The organism is Ferrithrix thermotolerans DSM 19514 (assembly GCF_900128965.1).
GTDB classification, from domain to species: Bacteria; Actinomycetota; Acidimicrobiia; order Acidimicrobiales; family Acidimicrobiaceae; genus Ferrithrix; species Ferrithrix thermotolerans.
This window is the reverse complement of the sequence record NZ_FQUL01000024.1, coordinates 1-16432: the sequence shown is the minus strand read 5'-3', so window position 1 is coordinate 16432 and position 16432 is coordinate 1. Positions and strand designations below refer to the sequence as shown.

The window sequence follows — 16432 nt, the reverse complement described above, 5'->3', positions numbered from 1 at the left end:
TGTCCAATCACGCAATTGCCGCACGCCGACAATCTCCATCGTGCGCGAGGCCATAATTGTGGCACTCATCCCTGTCATCTGGAGACCGCAGGTCATGGCTTGATCCGCACGACGTTGGCAGTTGCTGAAGCCTCAACTTGCAGACGTTGATTTTCCAACGTCAAAGCGAGCACAACACGCTCCAACCGTTTCACGGTTTCACGTTCCTGGCGTAGCTCTGCTGCCTGGTGAGCGACCCGCTGTTCCAGTTGCTGTCTGGCGTCAATATGCTGATGCAAAGCGGCCGGCACGTGGTTGACTTGAGCGACCTTGGCTCGAAACTCGTCCTGCAGGTCAATGTGCTTATGGGTTAGGAGCCAACGCTTCACCTGGGCTTCTTCGGCGAGCGATTTCACCGTCAGTTTCCCATCGGAGTAGAGCGGCGCTCCATCAATCAAACGCGCCATCGCGTCTCGGATGCGCAAACGGTCGAGACCATCTTGACCAACGGTCTCGATCTTTGCTGCGGGCTTGCGCTTGTCAGGGGTCATAAGACGCTCCGTTGCTGGGTGTGTACTTGAAGTTCGTTCTCTCGCTTGGCGATCCTCGCAAGCAGGCGCACACGAATTGGCTCGGGCGTGAGCGGGCTTTCCGCCTCTTCACGCAGATTACCGATTTCCGCTTGTAGCGATTCGGCGTGAGTATCAGTGCGGGCGATGTTGCCACAGTTCTCCCGGCAACGACTCATGTCCGGAGTGCGAGTGACATCCGCTCGGTTGCGGTTGCGGTCCGGGTGACAGAGTGCCTTCGTCTGGTCATACACGCAGGCGAGTGCGCGAGAAGGGTTGTCGTAGATACGTAGTCGAGGATCTCTACGAAGCGCCGCCATTTGGCGAGCGGTCAAGTAGGCGCCATCGAATGTCCGCTGGAAAACGCGGACGCCACTGACGTACCTAGAGGATGCAGGTCCTGAAACTTGTTCACCCGCGTCAAGTCGCTGCGCCGCCTCGTGAAGGCTTTCCGCTACCGCCAATGCCTCTTCCATTGGAAACACGTCGCGTAGTCCACTCGCAACACGAGATCCGTAGGCATCGCTCGTATAGCCTCGTAAGTGTCCGTACTGCAGACCGAGAGCAATCCGGCCTCCGGGTACTCGGTAGATAAACCATGCCAGCGTGCGCCGGAAACGAGCAGGGACTATGGCTCCATCAGGATCTGGTGGAATTACGTCACGTGTGTTGCCGTTGGTCTCGCAATAGGCATTCCACCAGTCAACGAAACCGCGTATGGAGTCGCGAGTAGCCTGCGCAAGCGGCGGTTCGAGTTCTTCCTGCTTGTGTGCTCTGAACAACCCACGTGTGAAGACATAACCGCTGCTGTGCATCGCCTCTGCGGTGGCGATCGCTTTCGCGACTGGCTCAAGGACGAACCAAGGAGTTTCACGCTCGACTCCACCCGGGATGGCATTGCCGTCCTCGTCCAACGCATCTTTGAACGAATGCCCGCGAATCTCGAAATGCGGTGGCATGCCGGGCTCGGGGCGCGCGGCGGTGCAAGAGCCTCGCCTAAGCGCACGGCATTCTTCGACGCGGATGCCCGATAGGTACGCAACCACTATGAAGCACGCAATCATCAGCATGTGACGCAGTTGCTCCACTTCGTAGTAGTCGATGGCACTGCACCACGGCTCACCATCTACCAGACCAGTGATGGTGGTAGGCATCGCAGTACCGAGGCGAATCGCGACGCCACGATTGCTCAACGACTTTGCCAGGTTCTCAGTGATTCTCAGCGTGGCTGCCAGATACTGAATGGCAAGGTTTATGTCGTTAGGCGGTTTTGGACCGGTTCCTCGCATTCCGGGCAGCGATCCACCCGATGCCTTTAGACGGTGGAGATACGCGTTTGCCCTCTCAACGTGCTCGGGCTCTTGGCGCAGAGGAATCTGAGTCTGCATCCTCGCCTTGTCGGCGACGGCATTGTTAATGTCGTCACGGAACACCTCTATGAAACGAAGAGCAGCGAGCAGAAGTGCTGACATGGACTGTGGATGTACCGGCAGCCTCTTGTTTTCGCCAGTCCAGTTGGCGGGTCCGATGACGGAGTCGATCCGATCTTCTTGCGCTGCAATGTCTTCCCATGTCGGACGCAGCATCCGATCGTCGAGTGGCAGATACGGGGCAATCAGCCAGATGCGCGTCACGCTAAAAAGCTGGCGACCTTTTACTTCGCGTGTAACACTTCGCCCAGCGACGTGGCTAGCGTACGCCCGGAAATCGCCCGGCGTCACTGAACGAAGATCAGTGACGCCACGCGCGTCTAACCACTTCAGGAACATGCGAATGTCGTGAAAGATTGTTGGGATTGAGCCAGCGGCGAGGCGATCTCGGATTGCCGTAGGGCGTGACAGCGCATCCATTGGAGTTCGTTCATTGATGAACGTCCAGACGAGTCGCTTACCCGTGTCGCGATACGACGAAGGCAGGGTCGCGAAATCAATCTTGAGAGGATCTGACGTGAGCTTCTGTGCCATTGGGTGCAAGAGCCACGCATCGTCGCCGTAGCGCGATAGCGGACCGCTATCGGGATCTGCCTGCACGTTACGGAAGACGACTTCTTCCGCACCCGTCTGAAAGATTTGCGGTTCACGGTGTCTCGCTGCGGCAGATCTACTCATGCGTCAAGCCTCCTGGCTAGTAGCCGTTCGAGGCACTCCTCATCTGCATCGCTGAGCTGTGTTCGTGCTTGGCCGCGTTGCTCCGCGGTGGTGTTGGCCGTGAGCAGTGCCGTCAGGCGTGCGAAGTGGTCAGAGAAGTCCTCGTTCCACACGGCTGGAGTGACGGCTGACGCAATGCGCTCAAGCGCGTCGCTCAAGGCGACTAAGCGCGGTAGATGGTCTGGTGTAGCCACAGCATTGGGGCAGCCAAGACATGCAAGGAAGGACGCGGTGCAATTTCCGGAGTCGTCGTGGGTGAAGGGGCTGCTGTGAAAGTCGAGGCATGCTCCCGTCCCGGTATCCAGGAGGCCCGAAAGTAGCAGAGGCACCTTCTCCACCGAAATGCCGAGACGATCGGCGAGTGCGGATGGATTCACTTGCGCCTCAGCGATGTCCTGGCCACTCAGTGACCGCATAGCGACGGTCACCCGTGCGTGTTCGAGCGCTTCGGCCTGCCCCCTAATGATGGTGGCCATTGCCTCCCGGCGAGTCTGTGGATCTTGGCGTCGGTACACCGACTCGCTGACGGTCGGTGAGTTCTGTCGAGGCTTGGTGTTGAGGACCTGCTCGGTTAAGCGAAGTCGTCGGTGAGTGACTTGAAGTGCGGTTCCGTCATCGGCCAACAGGGCGGCCGAGGCGTGCCAACGCTTTTGTACCAGATTTGGATTTTCCAGCTGTGTCTGGAATATCTCCCTACCGCCGTATGGATTGCCGCTGCGAAATAACAGCAGCGAATCTGTAGGGTTTCCCAGTTCAGCCATTGTGGCCCTAGCCTGCGCCGTCAACGCAATCGCTCGATCAATCAACTTTCCCGACTCACCGCTGAGACTCTCATCACTGAATCGTGCTGCCGGTCCGCGACGTGGCTTGTCCAGGTGCAACACATACACTGGCATTTCATCCTTGCGATCATCGGCGCGGTCAAGGTTGACTGTCAGCTGATTGATTACTGAAAGGTTGTACCCACGCTCGCACACGAGCAGGTACGTCATCGAAAGAGCTTCCATCGAGTTTGGGAAGAGGGCCTCATTGATTGTGGATGCGCCCTCGAGGTTGAGTAACTTCCTCAACGCGAATTGTCCCGCGGCGGTAAGTTCGGTGGGCACGCCGCCGGTTCGCGCAAGATAGTCAAGCAGCGAGCCAGCGCTCCATAGCTCTCCTCGTATGCGGACCGTCGGGGAGTTGGACGGCTCCTCTCCGGCGCGATAGGCGGTGAGCATTGCAAGGTTGGCGTCAATACGCTGCTGGCCAGTCCGAACGATGGCTGATGCAGCACTCTTAATTCGTTGGAACTCACTTCGCGTGTAGGCATCGTAAAGACGGGTTTTTGGTTTACGCGTTCGAGCCCGTAGGGCCTTTCGGGTGGTGTCTGGAAGCCCAGGCGTGTCTAAAAGCAGAACGCGCATGTGATTGACGGCGGTCGGCCAACGATTCTTAGCCTGAACGTCAGCACGCCAGGTCCACCACACTTCTGGTCCAACCTCATTGATCGAAGTCGGCGGTCTCTGCTGCATAGCAATTTCGCGGATAAACCGACGCAAAGTATCTGCCCCGGCAACAGCGGAAGATGCCGACTTCCAACGTCCGTCAGTTCCCGTCGCTACGGCGAATCCGCTGACCAATGACCGTAAGAGAGCCGGCGGGCAATCGACTTCACGAAAGTCAAACACTTTCGTGACCGCCCCGTCCTCGGTGATGTGCGTAACCATGAGGCCAGTCGCGTCACGCTGAGAAGGACGGCTGTACCCCGGCTTCGGCATTGCTGCGGCGTGACCCGAAGTCTTACGCGTCATGCGGGACCTTCAAGGTCTTGGACCAGCGGCGACATCTCAGAAATTCTGGTGAGCAGCTGCTGTACGGATTCATCGTCAGTGTCCGCGTTGAGAAACATGTCAACCTGTAGACCCTGAACCGGTTCCAAGTAGTAGGACTTGGTCGTCACGAGGTTGGAGTGACCTAGCAATCGCTGAACCAACACCCAGGGGTCACCAAATAGGTGCCGGTACTCAAGGCGCTCTCGCTCGCTCAACCCAAGACGCCTGTCGAAGTTGTGAATAAGCGTGACCAGCATGCGGAGTGCGAAGGAGTGACGAAGCATGTGCGGATGGCAAGTGATTGGGACACCTTGTGCGGCACATCGACTGCTTGCGCCAGCGAACACCGCCTCCCAGGTCAGATAAGGCATCGGAGTTCCGGCCTCCGTTAGCCACAAAGAGAGCGGCTCGACGCCGTCGTCAGTCTGTTGGAAGAGGCATCGGCGGATCTCGCTGTCCATCTCATTGATGTTCGTGCGTTCGGATCGCCCACGACGGTCTTCCATGATTAGATCTCCACGAGCGTTCATCTGAGTGACTAATCGCCGCTCGGCGATTTCGTCGTAGCGCCCAGAGACCTGAGCACGTCGAACCGCAGCAGCCCTAGTCGTCATGACATAAGCGTCAATGCGCCGCAAGGCACTGCGCGAGACCCAAAAGTCGCGACCCCTACCTTTCGCGACTGCCTCAGCGACGTGTCCACGAACGTACTGGTCTGCGGATTGCGCTGTCGGTAGCTCGGTAAGCAAGACCGAGCCAGCCTCTCGCAATCGCAGCCCGCTGGACCACATCAGCTCGCTCATCGAGACATTGCGATCGTCGTTGCGACCTCGCCACGAACTGTCCAGCAGGCCATCCCCGTTGTAACCACCAAGCCCGACATCGCGCCAGCGCCGGTAGGCGCGGGGAGTAAGCCACTTGACCTTCACGGAACGCACGTTCGTCGGCTGGAGTTGCGCTCTTGTCGCCACGTCACCACGCCGATCACGATACGTCGTCGTCAGCACAGGACTCGCTTCGATGACACCGTGGTCAACTTGCCACTTGTAGAAGCGACCACAGGCGGCCAGTTCGCGGGCAAACTTGGCACCACTCACTCGCTGAAGGTTATCGGTGTCACGCCGACGCCAGTATTCGTAGTCGAGCAGGCTGTCGTGCGTGGCATCTCGCCAACTCGCGCCCTGTCGCTCCAGGAAGGAGAAAAACACCTTCAAGTCCATCGCGTACGACAGGCGAGATGCCGGAGCCAATCTCTTGAAGCTTGCACTCGTGAAGTACGCCACCACGTCACTATCGACGGTCCCGTCTGGTCGCAACAGGAACGGCAGACCGGGAACGATGCCCAGCCGTTGTTCAACCTCTTCGAGGCTGTCCCATTCGTCAAGCAGCGACGAACTGTAGTTCCCTCTCCACGTCGTGCGCTGTGCCCGGCAGAGCCGCCAGTCCGTCTTTTCTGTGTCCTCCAACATTGCAACACAATATATCACAACACGGTGACATTACAAGGAACGGCGGATTAGCAACCGCGAAGTCGAAGGTGCGAAGCTGGCTTCCGTTCAGGAACTGCGGGCTGGTGATCGTGTCACCCTTGCGGATGTCGGCGATCTCGTTGCCGTGCAGGATCATGTTCATCTTTGACAAGGCCCAGGTGGCATTATCTTTTTCCTGGCCGTAGATCGTGATCCCGTGTGGCGCTTCGTCGGCGACTTTGAGCAGTAGCGATCCGGATCCGCAGGTTGGGTCGTAGACCGTCTGGTCCAGCTTCGTCGTGGGACCGATTCCTACGACCTTGGCCAGTATCCGGGATACTTCGGCGGGCGTGTAGAACTGGCCCTTGCTCTTGCCGGACTCGGTGGCGAAGTGGCGCATCAGGTACTCGTAGGCGTCACCAAGCAGGTCGTCACCTTCGGCGCGGCTGCCTTTGAAGTCGAGGTCGGCGAAGATCGAGACCAGCTTGGTGAGCCGGTCCTGCATCTCCTTGCCGCGACCCAGTTTCTCTTCGTCGTTGAAGTCGGCTTGGTCGATGACCTTCTGTAGGTCGTTCGCCTCGGCAAGCCGGGCGATGATCTTGTTGATCTTGTCGCCGATCTCCTTATTGCCTTTGAGGGCTATCATGTCATCGAACGATCCACCGTCCGGAACCTCGATTAGGCTGTCGGGGTCAGTCTTGGCTTTATCCGAGACGTACTTCACGAAGAGCAGCGTCAGGATATAGTCCTTGTACTGCGAGGCGTCCATACCGCCCCGCAACTCGTCGCAGCTCTTCCAGAGCGAGCCATACAAATCGGACTTGCGCAGCGTCATGCCGTCGCCCTCCTGGCGGCATATGTCGCAACGCTCTTTGTTCTATATATATGTCTCATATTGTTATCGCTCATGATACAGTGATCGGCTTGCGTTTGCAATCTGTACTCCGCTCTCGTTTGCATCATGTGGACAGGGTTTTGTCGCGGAGTAGCTTCAAAAAGTCGGTTCGGTTCTCAGTGCCTGAACGCGCCAAGACGTAGCGGAGTCGCTTGGCGTCGTCACCGCCGAGACCGCCATGCCAACCAGCCAGGGCAACCAACCCTTCGACGTTGAAGGGAGTGTCCCCGTGCAGGATCTGCTCGCCGTAGCGGTCGAGGTAGTCCGAGACGAAGCTGAGCAAGCGAGCCAGCTGCCAGGTCCCGGTGTCAAGGTGCTCCTTGAGGTCGGCGTCGGGCTCGCGTTCCTCGTTTCTGGCCTCTCGGAGGCGTCGCTCGGTGGCAATCAGCTCAGCCCGGTAGCCGTAGACAGCACTCCAGACCCGGCAGAGCAGTTCCTCCTGCTCGGTGTATGAGTCCTCGGTGACCACCGGCGTGTCCTCGTGGACGGCGATGGTTGGTCGGCCGTGTTCGGCAACCGGCTTGTAGCGCAGGTTCTCCTGGTGGAAGGCGAAGGCCAGTTCGTCGAGCAGCTTCGGCTCGATGTGCTTGCGGACGTGATCCTCGTGGCGTTCCAGGATCTGCGCCGCCTCTAAGCGGCGGGCAGTGAGCGTTGTCCCACGCATGCCCCGAGCAGTGCCGAACAGCCTGCGTGCGGCTTCTCCCCGAGCAGAGGGACCCAAGTCGCCCAGGAGCCGCCGGATGACCCGGTCTAGGGCGCTGATCCGGCTGGCCCGCTCCTCGGGGTGTTGGGCGTGAGCGATGACCACCCGCTGCTCGGTCAGGACATCACCGGCGGTCGCGTCCGTAAGTGGGAAACCGTTCTTAAGCAGCAGCTTTAGCTCGCGGCGCAGCTCCTCAGTTGGCGAGGAGAGCACAGCTGCCGCGGGCATACCCACAAATTACCCAGTCGGCACCCTACGCGTGGACTTCTCGCTCTTCACACTCAGGATCGGCGGTTGACGATCGGCGTCGATCCCGGATCAAGAAGGAGACCGTGGATGTCCAACCTGGTACCCAAGTCATCGACCACGGAGGTGGTGCCGAATGTCGGCGTCGGGCTGTCGGCCCTCGCTGGAACGGATCGTCGCACCAGCCGGGCGCTTAGCACCGTCCAGCGCAACACCCTGGTGCGGATGGCATCGGTGCAGGCCCATGCCATCGTCCAGAACGAGAAGCTGCAGGAGATCGACCGTCTCACCCGTGAGGCGATGAGCGGTCAGGCGATGCTCAGCCGTTGGGCGGCGACCCTGGCTCAGGGTGACCCTTTCCTGGCAGACGACCTCAAGTTCTTCACCGACGTGGCAAAGATGGGCAAAGGCGAGATCATCGCCGACACCATCTCGGACTTCTGCCGGGAGGGCCGCCAGTGACCGCCCTACTCATCGTCGGCTTGGTCGGCGCCTTCCTGATGGTGGTCGTGCTCGTCTACTTGCTCGGGTTTCGCTTGGGCGGCCAGTCGTGGATGGCTGATCTGCAAAGTGTCCGGGCTGAAGCAGCTGAGGCAGAACGGCAGCTTCACGATCTGACCCGGTCGGCTTTCGTGTCGATGGCTGAAGCGGCGGGGCGTCGTCGCTTCGACCGGCCGTAGGCGGGGTTGGCAGGATGTCGCTACTCGACACCTCGTCCGAGACGCGAGAGATTGAGCAGGCGCAGGCCAACCTCAGCATCTGGATTCGGGACCTGGCGGAAGAGACTGCCGCCGAGCTCGGAGTGCGCTGGCGTGGAGCGCGGATCGCCCCGCAAACCCTGGAGGCGGTAGTCGAGGAGTTCCGAGCGGCGATGCTCACCGAGCTGCCGGTACGGGTGTCCAATCGCTTCTGCGAGCAGACGATCTACCAGGAACCAGCCGACAACGTCGCATTCCGGTTTGTACACGATTCCCGCCAGTACTTTCTGCGGGCCGGGTTCGAGACGGAACCCGAACTGCTCGTCGCGTCGTGTCACCTGGCGCGGCTGCGCCGGGCTGGATATCCGCCCGGGTCGATCGAGTACCGCCTGTTGGAAGCCGACACGATCGGTCAGGCCTTGTTCGTGGCCCACACCGGACGCTTCGTCAGTAATCAAAGACGTTTCGCGCTGCGCTGCTTGAACAGCACGTTCGACGAGGCGATCACCGATGAGGTGGCTGCCGAGGCAGTGAGTTCACCGTGAAGAAGCTCATTGAGGCTGTCGGGGTCGTGCTGCTGGTGTGCGTCGGCGTTCGGGTTGGTGCGGCGCTCATCCAGCCGGTGGTGCCCTTGCTCGGCGGGGTCGTAGCCGTGGCAATCATCGCTTGGTGGCTGTTCGGCCGGCACAGACCTGGACGTGGCTACCGGTAGTAGTCGTTGTGGAATAGCCGACATCACTTGACGGCCAATAGGTCGGCGTGAGACATCGTGGACAGCGGCGGAGACCTCCGGGGATACAGCGCATCACATGACGCTTAGTTCAGCGCGTCCTCGATGCAGGTCTCCTGGCCGCAACTGCAGCAAACGAAAGGAGGTGACATGGCGCAGCGCAAGGTCCGGATCACGGCGATCCGGAAGGAAGAGGTAGACGTCGAGCGACTGGTCGCGGGCCTGCTGCTGTTGCTTCACGAGATCGCCGACACGAGCCACTCGAACAACGCGACCGATCCAGCCGACGGGGGCACGCAGTGATCTGGCTCGCCCTGGCGCTGCTGCTCCCGGTCGGCATCATGCTCGAGCTGGTTCTCGCGAAGGCTGCTGACGCCCGCCAGCAACGCCAGACATTGGAGGCCTTCGAGCTTCGTTTCCCGACCAACCTGGACACCGAAGGAGTCGAGGCATTCCTGGGCAGTATCAGCGGGCTGCTACCGCCATGGTGGCGACGGTGGTGGCACACCCCATTTGTCGTAAGCGAGATACATGCCGATCGACACGGCGCTCGGCACCGCCTGCTCGTGCCGCGAGCTTTTACCCGCCATATTGAAGCGGCAATTGCGGCGCATCTGCCCGCAGTTCGTTATGAGCGCAGCACCGTTATTCGCTACCCGCAATTGGGCAGCGGCGCGGAGTATCGGCTGACGAACGCCGAGCGCAGCCTGAACGTCGACAGCGTCATACTCTCCTCTGGGCTGCTCTCGTCGCTGCAGCCGCTATTCGGAGAGGAGACGATTGTCGTTCAGACATTGCTCTCGCCTGCGCGACCCGTCCTACCCGCACGTCTGGCGACTCCTGCCGAGCGTGAGCAAGCAACCAACCTCGATGACGGCGTGTTGTTGACCAGCGAGGCCGTCAGCGCCTTGCGTAAGAAGCGAAGTGCTCCGCTGCTCCTGGCCACCCTGCGGATCGGCATCTCTGGCGCCACGCCAGGGCGGAGCCGAAGCTTGCTCAGGGACGTGGAAGCGTCCTGGCACACCACCCGGGCTCCGGGGACGCTCCTAAAGCTAAGGCTGCTGAGCGGCAGGTCGGTCGCCCGCCGGATCACGACCGTATGGCGTCCGCTCACCGCGTGGCCGGTCCTCCTCAATGCCGAGGAAGCCACTGGCCTGGTCGGCTACCCGCTTGAAGCGACTGCGCTTCCCGGAGTCAGCCTTGCCAGTAGCCGCCCCCTTCCTGTCACCGCCGCTGTGCTGACCCATGGAACGGTGCTGGGTATCGGCACCCATCCCAGGAGTGTCCGGTCGGTTGCCATCGACCCTGGGTCACGCACCTACCACAGCTTGGTGGTCGGCCCCACGGGTTCCGGTAAGAGCGTGCTGCTCACACATCTGGCCGAGCACGATGCCCGAGCAGGTCATGCCCTGGTCGTGATCGACCCGAAGGACGGGGACCTGGTCGACGCGGTTGCGGCTCGACTTCCGGCCGAACGACTGGAGCACACGATCCTGTTCGACCCAACCGACGATCGGCCGGTCGGCTTCGATCCCTTGCGCGCCAACCCAAGCGAACGAGAGCTCGTCGTTGATCGGGTCCTCGGCCTGATGGTCGACATCTGGCGTGAGAACCTCGGGCCTCGGTCAGTCGACATCTTGCGCCACGTCCTGCTCACCATCGCCTCGCACCCAGACCTCACCATGACTGAAGCACCTCGTCTGGTCGTCGATCAGGGGTTTCGACGCCGAGTGCTTGCCGCCCATGATCCGGGCGAGGACGTCCGGGCCTGGTGGAACTGGGCCGACAACCTGGGTACGGCCGAGTGGAACGCCATGACCGGCGCCCCGCTTAACAAGCTTCGGGCCTTCGTCGGTCGCTCACCCGTAGCCCTTGTCATCGGACAGGCGAGCCCGGCGATCAACTTCGGACGGCTGCTGCGGGACAAGCAGGTTATCCTGGTCCGGCTGCCTGTCGGGCTCCTCGGTGACGAGACGACCGCGCTGCTCGGGGCGATGCTGATCAACCAGTTGTGGCATGCGATCGCCGCCCGGGCTGCGCTTCCGAAGACGAAACGCCGTCCGGCGAGCGTCATCATCGACGAGGTCGGTGCCGTCCTGCGCTTCCCGGCCAGCTCGATCGACACCATGCTCACCCAAGCGCGCGGGTACGGCGTCGGGGTCACCCTCGCCGCCCAGCACCTCGGTCAGATCCCGGCAGACATCCGAGCAGCGGCGATGACCAACGCCAGGACCAAGGCCACGTTCGCCACCTCCCGCGACGACGCCGGGGTGTTCGCCTGCGAGTTCGGGCACGGCCTCACGCCCGAAGACATCATGGGCCTCGACCCCTACCAGGCGATCACCACCATCTACGCTGGCGGTCAGGTGCAACCGCCAGCGAGCATCCAAACCCTGCCGCCGGAACGTCCGCTGCGGTCCCCGAGCGAGCTGCGGAGCCTGTCACGGGAGCGCTGGGGCGTCCCCCGAGACCAGATCGACGCGGCACGCCGGGCCCGGGTGGAGGCCCCGACCAACGGTGATAGCCCGGTCGGTAGGCGTTGGAGACGTCCGTCATGAGCAACGAGCCGATGTCCGATCGGGTGTCCGATCGGGTGGAGACGGCGACGAGAAACCACCTGATCAGTCCGCATAACAGGGGCGAAACGCGCAACGACCCAACACGTGCAAGCGGTGCTGGCAGCCCGCTGGCCCCTCGACTGGAGCGCCTCAGCCAGCAGCTCAGCGAGGCTGACCAACTCGTCATCGAGACCCTTGCCTTGGTACGGATGGCGTCGGGCGGACAACTCAACCGGCTGATCTGGCCGACTACACCAACAGGAGCGCGAACCTGCCGGAGACACCTGCAGCGCCTGAGTGAGCTTCGGGTAGTGACGCGCCTTCATCGTCAGGTCGGTGGCATCAAGGGCGGCAGTCAGGGCTACACCTATGCCCTCGACGTCAACGGTCAGCGCTTAGCCCAGACCCTCCAGAACCAGACCGTTCGCCGACCGACACCGAGCGATCTCTTCGTCGATCACACCCTTGGCGTGACCGAGTTGTACGTACAGCTACACGAGACCGCCCATGTCGAGCTGCTGGAGTTCGAGACCGAGCCGACCTGCTGGCGATCATTTCCAGGACCAGCCGGAAGGACCGTCACCCTCAAGCCTGACGCCTACCTCGCCTGGGCCGTCGGTGAGTGAGAGCTGAACGCCTTCCTGGAGGTCGACCGCGCAACCGAGCATCCCGGGCGCATCGCCCGCAAGGCCCAGCAGTACGTGCGCTACTGGCGCACGGGCAACGAGCAGCGACGCAACGAGGTCTTCCCGACCGTGCTCTGGCTCGTCACCAACAAGCGCCGCGCCGACGTGCTGCGCGCCGCGCTTGCCGACCACGAGGCCGGGCCACTGTCGGAGGTCGTGACCACCGAGGATCTGCCGTCGTACATCACTAACACCCGAAGGGAGGGACAACCATGACCAACAACATCATCACGCCGTCAGCCTGGCGGTACTGCCGCGCCCGAGGATCACGCCCGGCGCCCCTGCCGGAGTCGACACCGCCGCTGCGGACCGTGCTGCACGGCGACGCTGTCACGGTTCTCAGCCAACTACCGACCGCCACCTTCGACTGCGTCGTGACCTCACCGCCATACCACCTGCTGCGCCGCTACGGCGCCGGAGAGAAGGAGATCGGCACCGAGACCCACGTCGACGCCTACGTCCAGCACCTGATCACCGTCTGCGACGAGCTCGCCCGAGTGCTCACACCGACTGGCAGCCTCTTCCTGAACCTCGGCGACAGCTTCTCGCGCGGGCCGAGCTACGGCGCACTGGCAAAGAGCTTGCTCCTGGCGCCCGAGCGGCTCCTGCTTGCCTTGGCCGAACGTGGCTGGTCCGTGCGCAACAAGGTCGTCTGGGCCAAGCCGAACCCCATGCCAAACTCGATCGCCGACCGCTTCTCGACCACCTGGGAGCCCGTCTACTTCCTTGTCCGATCGGAGCGCTACTACTTCGACCTGGACATTGTGCGCGTACCGCACAAGACGACCCGCCGGCCGGGTCCGGTCATGGTCAACACCAAGTACGGCGGGCGCCGGCCTGCCTGGGCTGGACCGCTCGCAGGAGCCAACGACGGCCTGGAGCGCACCCGTGCCGAAGGACGGCCGGGACATCCGCTCGGCAAGAACCCCGGCGACGTCTGGACTGTGCCGACAGCCGGCTACCGGGGCGCGCACTTCGCCGTCTTCCCGGAGAACCTTGTCCGGCGTCCGATCCTCGCCGGCTGCCCCGATCGCGTCTGCAGCCGATGCACTAAGCCCTGGGTCCGGGAGCGGCGACGGGATCGCCTCGGAACGATCGCGCCGAGTTGCGAATGCCGGGCTGACTGGCGGAGCGGTCGTGTCCTTGACCCGTTCATGGGGGCCGGGACCGTAGGGGTTACCGCAGAGCATCTAGGCCGGGATTGGCTCGGGATCGAGCTCAACCCCGACTTTGTCGAGATCGCCGATCAGCGGATCGCCAAGGCACGGCGGCCAATCAAAGACGAATCACAAGCGGCGTAGCCGCTGCCGACAGTTGCTTCGTTTATAGGACGACAAGCGATCCGCAATTCACAACATTATTAGTATGGACAGCCGTCCAGGAACGGCAGATAATATAAGGGAAAGGAGTACCAACCAATATGAAAAGGAGGAAAACACCAGAGATAAAGAACGCTGCTCTTGGGGAGTTCATCAAGGCGCGACGTGAGTCATTAAACATAACCAAAGCTGAAGCCATCCGACGCAGTGGGCTCGACTACAGTTACTGGGTAAAACTGGAAGCAGGTATCTACCAAATGCCCAGCCCTAAAGCCCTTGACCTTGTGGCAGAGGTCATCGAGGCGAAGCCGGCTGACCTCTATGCGCTGGCAGGGTACCGGATCGAAGGCGAGCTACCGAACTTTCGACCTTACCTGCGCAGCAAGTACTACCTGCCGCCTGAGGCCATTGATCAGCTGGAGTCGTACTTCAACTTCCTGCGACATCAGTACGGCATACCTGAAGATCAGCCGGTCTTTCCACCGAAGCCACGTGACGAAGGCGAGACCGAAGAAAGAAGGGCGTCATGAACCCGGGAGTGCTGACCGTGCTGCGGGACTTTGTGCCGATCCGGCCGCTTACCCGGACCGAGGCCTACCGGATCGCCGAACTTCAAGCCGCCCGCTTCCTAAAGCTCATGCAGGTAAACGAAGCGCCAACCAGCGAGCGGATCATCTCGTAACAACCGCGCTTGCAGGTGCAACGCTTCAGCCCGCTGCCGGTATCGGGCGCTACCCAGTGGTCCAATGGCCGCTGGACGATCATCCTGAACGCAAACGAGTCGACGGCACGGCAGCGCTTCTCATTGGCACACGAGTTCAAGCACATCATCGACCACCGCTTCATCGACATCCTCTACGCCCGCGTTGCCGAAGATGACCGGGAAGACTTCGTCGAGAGCATCTGCGACTACTTCGCCGGCTGCTTCCTCGTGCCCAGACCCTGGCTGAAGAAGGCTTGGGGCGAAGGAATCCAACGGCCGGCAGACCTGGCTACTCACTTCGGAGTCTCCCAGCAGGCCATCCAGGTCCGGCTCTCTCAAACCGGTCTCACCGGACGCCAGCGTCGCTGCGGACAGACGGCGAGCGACTGGCGCTTGCCCCGCTTCCCCCGAACTGGTACCCCCGAGGGTTACCACCGGCGCGCCCTGGCAGCCACGGGATCGTCGGAGAAAGGACTCGCATGAGCAGCACCGCTCCCTTGCCGAACGAGCTACCGGCGAGCGCGCGCCGGTCCAACCAGCGAAGGAAGCTGCCATCTCGCCTGACCACGGTGAACGGCAACTGCCGCGCCGTCATCTACCTGCGTGTGTCAACCGCCGGCCAGGTTCACACCGACCGTGATGCCGAGGGTCTGTCGATCCCGGCCCAGCGCGAAGCGTGCTACCGGAAGGCCGAGGCCATCGGCGCCCAGGTCGTCGAGGAGTACATCGACGCCGGCGAGTCCGCCCGAAAGAGCGACCGACCAGCTCTCCAGCGGATGCTCAAACGACTCTCCGAAGAGGGCGACGTCGACTACGTCATCGTCCACAAGGTTGACCGTCTAGCTCGCAACCGTGCCGATGACGTGACGATCAACCTGGCGATACGCGAGGCCGGTGCCGCGCTCGTGTCGGTCACTGAGAACATCGACGAGACCCCCTCCGGCACCCTGCTGCACGGCATCATGGCCTCGATCTCGGAGTTCTACAGCAAGAACCTCGCCGCCGAGGTCAGCAAGGGCATGGACCAGAAGGCCAAGAAGGGCGGTCGACCCGGCAAGGCCCCGGTCGGGTATCTCAACACCCGGGAGATGGTCGACGGCAACGAGATCAGGACCATCGTCCTCCACCCGGAGCACGCCGACCACGTGCGCTGGGCGTTCGAGGCCTACGCCACCGGCGACTACACCGTGCGGACCCTGACCACCGCACTTAAGGAGCGCGGACTACGCACCAGCCGAAGCCATCGCGAACCGCCCAAGCCGATGAGCCCCTCGAAGATCGCGTACATGCTCCGCAACGTCTTCTACGTCGGCGTCGTCGAGTGGAAAGGCGAGCAGTACCCCGGCCGTCACGAGCCGCTCGTCACCTCGGAGGTCTGGGGCAAGGTCCAAGAGATCCTCTCCTCCCGTGATCAGTCCGGTGAACGGCAGCGCCTCCACCAGCACTACCTCAAGGGCACCGTCTTCTGTGCCCGCTGCAAGCGCCGGCTCGGGTTCCTCGTCGCCACCGGCCGCAACGGCGGCAAGTACGACTACTTCTTCTGCTACGGCAGGCAGGCCAAGAACCGCTGCGACCTGCCGTTCCTCACCACGACCGCGGTCGAGGAGGCCGTCTCCGACGCCTACGGCGACATCGAGCTCGGCACCGCCCTCAGCGAGGAGGTCCGAGAGAAGCTCCTCGGTGCCCTGAGGCGCTCCACCGCTGGCCTGGAGCGGGAACGCAAGCGACGAGGGTTGTGTGCCTAAAGTTGTGCAAATAGGCCATAGAGTCTTTGGAACTGTGTCTATCTTAGTAAGTGGTTATAGAACTGTCATTGACTTTTGATCTTTATTTAGTCCTTGACAGTGGAAGTAGAGTGTCTATCAGTTATCGAGATCCAAGTAGGCAACCGGTTCATCAAGTGTGGACATAAGCCT

General features: G+C 61.7%; 15 protein-coding genes and 2 pseudogenes. 11 read left to right on the top strand and 6 right to left on the bottom strand.

Annotated elements, in window-relative coordinates; genetic code table 11:
* Nucleotides 1-92 precede the first annotated feature (92 nt).
* From BUA24_RS08145 to BUA24_RS08120, 6 genes and pseudogenes are all read right to left on the bottom strand, one after another.
* Complete coding sequence (locus tag BUA24_RS08145; protein WP_072791185.1) at nt 93-530, bottom strand: MBL fold metallo-hydrolase; 438 nt, start codon at nt 528-530, stop codon at nt 93-95.
* Nucleotides 527-2656 carry a hypothetical protein gene (locus BUA24_RS08140; protein ID WP_072791183.1) on the bottom strand — a complete coding sequence of 710 codons (2130 nt, stop codon included), beginning with the start codon at nt 2654-2656 and terminating at the stop codon, nt 527-529. The genes BUA24_RS08145 and BUA24_RS08140 overlap by 4 nt, the downstream gene beginning before the upstream one ends.
* Nucleotides 2653-3915, bottom strand: coding sequence for a hypothetical protein (locus tag BUA24_RS08135; protein WP_143146466.1), 1263 nt, complete (start codon nt 3913-3915; stop codon nt 2653-2655). The genes BUA24_RS08140 and BUA24_RS08135 overlap by 4 nt, the downstream gene beginning before the upstream one ends.
* A gap of 569 nt (nt 3916-4484) precedes the next feature.
* Entirely contained in the window at nt 4485-5792 is a 1308-nt protein-coding gene (locus BUA24_RS08130) for a site-specific integrase (RefSeq protein WP_419187301.1), read from the bottom strand.
* Between the two features lie 211 nt (nt 5793-6003).
* Nucleotides 6004-6813, bottom strand: a pseudogene (locus BUA24_RS08125) (N-6 DNA methylase); the annotation flags it as partial.
* 124 nt (nt 6814-6937) lie between these two features.
* On the bottom strand, nt 6938-7804 hold the full coding sequence (locus BUA24_RS08120) for a hypothetical protein (protein ID WP_143146465.1): 867 nt from the start codon (nt 7802-7804) through the stop codon (nt 6938-6940).
* Nucleotides 7805-7912: 108 nt separating this feature from the next.
* On the opposite strand from BUA24_RS08120, the gene BUA24_RS08115 reads away from it, so the two are divergent.
* The 11 genes and pseudogenes from BUA24_RS08115 to BUA24_RS08070 all read left to right on the top strand — a co-directional run bounded on the left by BUA24_RS08115 (nt 7913) and on the right by BUA24_RS08070 (nt 16261).
* A complete protein-coding gene (locus tag BUA24_RS08115; protein WP_072791176.1) occupies nt 7913-8284 on the top strand; it encodes a hypothetical protein in 372 nt (123 codons plus the stop codon).
* Nucleotides 8281-8502 (top strand): hypothetical protein, encoded by a 222-nt coding sequence (locus BUA24_RS08110; RefSeq protein WP_072791171.1) that lies wholly within the window; start codon nt 8281-8283, stop codon nt 8500-8502. The genes BUA24_RS08115 and BUA24_RS08110 overlap by 4 nt, the downstream gene beginning before the upstream one ends.
* Nucleotides 8503-8516: 14 nt before the next feature.
* Nucleotides 8517-9065 (top strand): hypothetical protein, encoded by a 549-nt coding sequence (locus BUA24_RS08105; RefSeq protein WP_072791169.1) that lies wholly within the window; start codon nt 8517-8519, stop codon nt 9063-9065.
* 335 nt (nt 9066-9400) lie between these two features.
* Complete coding sequence (locus BUA24_RS12525) at nt 9401-9553, top strand: hypothetical protein (RefSeq protein WP_178138759.1); 153 nt, start codon at nt 9401-9403, stop codon at nt 9551-9553.
* Nucleotides 9550-11808, top strand: coding sequence for a type IV secretion system DNA-binding domain-containing protein (locus BUA24_RS08100; protein WP_072791168.1), 2259 nt, complete (start codon nt 9550-9552; stop codon nt 11806-11808). Before BUA24_RS12525 ends, BUA24_RS08100 begins: the two co-directional genes overlap by 4 nt.
* Nucleotides 11805-12710: pseudogene (locus BUA24_RS13175) on the top strand (replication-relaxation family protein). Before BUA24_RS08100 ends, BUA24_RS13175 begins: the two are co-directional and overlap by 4 nt.
* Entirely contained in the window at nt 12707-13795 is a 1089-nt protein-coding gene (locus BUA24_RS08085) for a DNA-methyltransferase (protein ID WP_084660331.1), read from the top strand. The pseudogene BUA24_RS13175 and the gene BUA24_RS08085 overlap by 4 nt, the downstream one beginning before the upstream one ends.
* A gap of 119 nt (nt 13796-13914) precedes the next feature.
* Entirely contained in the window at nt 13915-14343 is a 429-nt protein-coding gene (locus tag BUA24_RS08080) for a helix-turn-helix domain-containing protein (RefSeq protein WP_072791159.1), read from the top strand.
* Nucleotides 14340-14495, top strand: coding sequence for a hypothetical protein (locus BUA24_RS12520; RefSeq protein ID WP_178138758.1), 156 nt, complete (start codon nt 14340-14342; stop codon nt 14493-14495). Before BUA24_RS08080 ends, BUA24_RS12520 begins: the two co-directional genes overlap by 4 nt.
* A gap of 15 nt (nt 14496-14510) precedes the next feature.
* Nucleotides 14511-14999: an ImmA/IrrE family metallo-endopeptidase gene (locus tag BUA24_RS08075; protein WP_245790374.1), complete on the top strand. Its 489-nt coding sequence runs from the start codon at nt 14511-14513 to the stop codon at nt 14997-14999.
* An 86-nt stretch (nt 15000-15085) separates the two neighbouring features.
* The gene (locus BUA24_RS08070) at nt 15086-16261 is read left to right on the top strand and encodes a recombinase family protein (RefSeq protein WP_178138757.1); all 1176 of its coding nucleotides are present in this window, start codon (nt 15086-15088) and stop codon (nt 16259-16261) included.
* The last annotated feature ends 171 nt before the right edge of the window (nt 16262-16432 follow it).

Bases quoted from the DNA above. Each gene is read 5' to 3' on its own strand.
- BUA24_RS08145 (WP_072791185.1), bottom strand. From the start codon at position 530: ATGACCCCTGACAAGCGCAAGCCCGCAGCAAAGATCGAGACCGTTGGT.
- BUA24_RS08140 (WP_072791183.1), bottom strand. From the start codon at position 2,656: ATGAGTAGATCTGCCGCAGCGAGACACCGTGAACCGCAAATCTTTCAG.
- BUA24_RS08135 (WP_143146466.1), bottom strand. From the start codon at position 3,915: ATGCTCACCGCCTATCGCGCCGGAGAGGAGCCGTCCAACTCCCCGACG.
- BUA24_RS08120 (WP_143146465.1), bottom strand. From the start codon at position 7,804: ATGCCCGCGGCAGCTGTGCTCTCCTCGCCAACTGAGGAGCTGCGCCGC.
- BUA24_RS08115 (WP_072791176.1), top strand. From the start codon at position 7,913: ATGTCCAACCTGGTACCCAAGTCATCGACCACGGAGGTGGTGCCGAAT.
- BUA24_RS08105 (WP_072791169.1), top strand. From the start codon at position 8,517: ATGTCGCTACTCGACACCTCGTCCGAGACGCGAGAGATTGAGCAGGCG.
- BUA24_RS12525 (WP_178138759.1), top strand. From the start codon at position 9,401: ATGGCGCAGCGCAAGGTCCGGATCACGGCGATCCGGAAGGAAGAGGTA.
- BUA24_RS08085 (WP_084660331.1), top strand. From the start codon at position 12,707: ATGACCAACAACATCATCACGCCGTCAGCCTGGCGGTACTGCCGCGCC.
- BUA24_RS08080 (WP_072791159.1), top strand. From the start codon at position 13,915: ATGAAAAGGAGGAAAACACCAGAGATAAAGAACGCTGCTCTTGGGGAG.
- BUA24_RS12520 (WP_178138758.1), top strand. From the start codon at position 14,340: ATGAACCCGGGAGTGCTGACCGTGCTGCGGGACTTTGTGCCGATCCGG.